This is a genomic window from Streptomyces sp. IBSBF 3136 (assembly GCF_036815105.1).
In the GTDB taxonomy this organism is placed as follows: domain Bacteria; phylum Actinomycetota; class Actinomycetes; order Streptomycetales; family Streptomycetaceae; genus Streptomyces.
Map to the genome: position 1 here is coordinate 1 of NZ_JAJSZC010000427.1, position 2,328 is coordinate 2,328.

The following is a 2,328-nucleotide window of genomic DNA, read 5'->3' on the forward strand; positions in this document are numbered from 1 at the left end:
GCCCCGCGCCGGCGGCCGTGGCCACCCCGGCCCCGCCACCGGAAGCCGCACCGGAAGTGGCCGTCTCCCCGGCGATCGACGCCGGTGACCGCGAGCGGCTGCTGCACGGCACCCATCACGACCCGCACGGCGTGCTCGGCGCCCACCCGGTGCCCGGCGGGGTCGCCTTCCGCGTCTTCCGCCCCTACGCGCAGGCGGTCGCCGTGGTCTCCGGCGAACTGCGGGCCGACCTGCACGACGACGGCGACGGGTTCTTCTCCGGGTTGCTCCCGCTCACCGAAGTCCCCGCCTACCGGCTGCTGGTGACGTACGACGGCGCCGTCCACGAGGCCGAGGACCCCTATCGCTTCCTGCCCACGCTCGGCGATCTCGACCTGCACCTGATCGGCGAGGGCCGCCACGAGCAGCTGTGGCAGGCACTCGGCGCACACGTGACGACCCACCAGGGCGTGCCGGGCACCCGGTTCGCGGTCTGGGCGCCGAACGCACGGGGCGTGCGCGTCGCGGGCGGCTTCGACTTCTGGGACGCCACCGGTTTCCCGATGCGCTCGCTCGGCGGCACCGGGGTGTGGGAGCTGTTCGTGCCGGGCGTCGGCGAGGGCGAGCTCTACAAGTTCGAGATCACCCGTCCGGACGGCTCGCACACCCTGCGCGCGGACCCGCTGGCCCGCCGCACCGAGGTGCCGCCCGCCACCTCCTCGATCGTGGACGCCTCGCACCACGAGTGGGACGACGGGGAGTGGATGGCCCACCGCGCCGACACCCCGGTGCACGAGGCGCCGTTCTCGGTGTACGAGGTCCATCTGCCGTCCTGGCGGCCCGGGCTCACCTACCGGCAACTGGCCGAACAGCTGCCCGCCTACGTGACGGAGATGGGCTTCACACACGTGGAGCTGATGCCGGTCGCCGAGCACCCCTTCGGCGGCTCCTGGGGCTACCAGGTCACCGGGTTCTACGCGCCGACGGCCCGGCTCGGCACACCGGACGACTTCAAGTACCTGGTGGACCGGCTGCACCAGGCCGGGATCGGCGTACTGATGGACTGGGTGCCGGCGCACTTCCCGCGCGACGCGTGGGCGCTGGCCGAGTTCGACGGGCGTCCGCTGTACGAGCACCACGACCCGCTGCGGGCCGCCCACCCCGACTGGGGCACGCTGGAGTTCGACTTCGGCCGCCGCGAGGTGCGCAACTTCCTGGTGGCGAACGCCGTGTACTGGTGTGAGGAGTTCCACATCGACGGGCTGCGGGTGGACGCCGTCGCCTCGATGCTCTACCTCGACTACTCGCGCGAGCCGGGCCAGTGGACGCCGAACGAGCACGGCGGCCGGGAGAACCTGGACGCGGTGGCCTTCCTCCAGGAGATGAACGCCACCGTCTACCGCCGTTGCCCGGGAGTGGTGACCGTCGCCGAGGAGTCCACCGCCTGGGACGGCGTCACCCGGCCCACCCACCACAAGGGCCCGAGCGGATTCGGCGGGCTCGGGTTCGGCCTGAAGTGGAACATGGGCTGGATGCACGACTCGCTGGAGTACATGAGCCACGACCCCGTGCACCGCGCGTACCACCACCACCAGATGACCTTCTCGATGGTGTACGCGTACAGCGAGAACTACGTGCTGCCGATCTCCCACGACGAGGTGGTCCACGGCAAGCGGTCCCTGGTGTCGAAGATGCCCGGCGACTGGTGGCAGCAGCGCGCCGACCTCCGCGCCTACCTGGGCTTCATGTGGGCCCACCCCGGCAAGCAACTGCTGTTCATGGGCCAGGAGTTCGCCCAGGGAGCCGAGTGGTCCGAGGCGCACGGCCCGGACTGGTGGCTGCTCGACCCGTCCTACGGTGCCGCGGCCGACCACCGGGGTGTCCGGGACCTCGTGCGGGACCTGAACGGGCTGTACCGCGCGACCCCGGCGCTGTGGCAGCGCGACACCGACCCGGCGGGCTTCCAGTGGATCACCGGTGACGCGGCGGACGACAACGTCTTCGCGTTCCTGCGGCAGGACGCCGACGGCAACCCGCTGCTGGCGGTGTCGCACCTGGCGCCGGTGGTCCGCCACGACTACCGCATCGGGGTCCCCGAGGACGTCCCGGCCTGGGTGGAGGTGCTGAACACCGACGCGGGCCGCTACGGCGGCGGGAGCGTCGCCAACCCGGACGCGGTCAAGCCGGAACCCCAGGCCTGGCACGGCCGCCCGGCGAGCATCAGGCTGACCCTGCCGCCCCTGTCGACGGTCTGGCTGCGGCCGGCCTAGGGCCGAGGCAGCGGCTCCGCACCCGGCCGGGCCGGGCGGTGGGCGCCCGGGACCGACGGAGAGGGCTGGTAGGTAGCTA

1 protein-coding gene is annotated in these 2,328 nt (G+C 72.6%); it reads left to right on the top strand.

All coding sequences use genetic code 11. The annotated features are described in order from the left end of the window. Positions 1-17: 17 nt before the first annotated feature. Complete coding sequence (gene glgB / locus V7E45_RS39865) at positions 18-2,249, top strand: 1,4-alpha-glucan branching enzyme (protein ID WP_333779186.1); 2,232 nt, start codon at positions 18-20, stop codon at positions 2,247-2,249. The last annotated feature ends 79 nt before the right edge of the window (positions 2,250-2,328 follow it).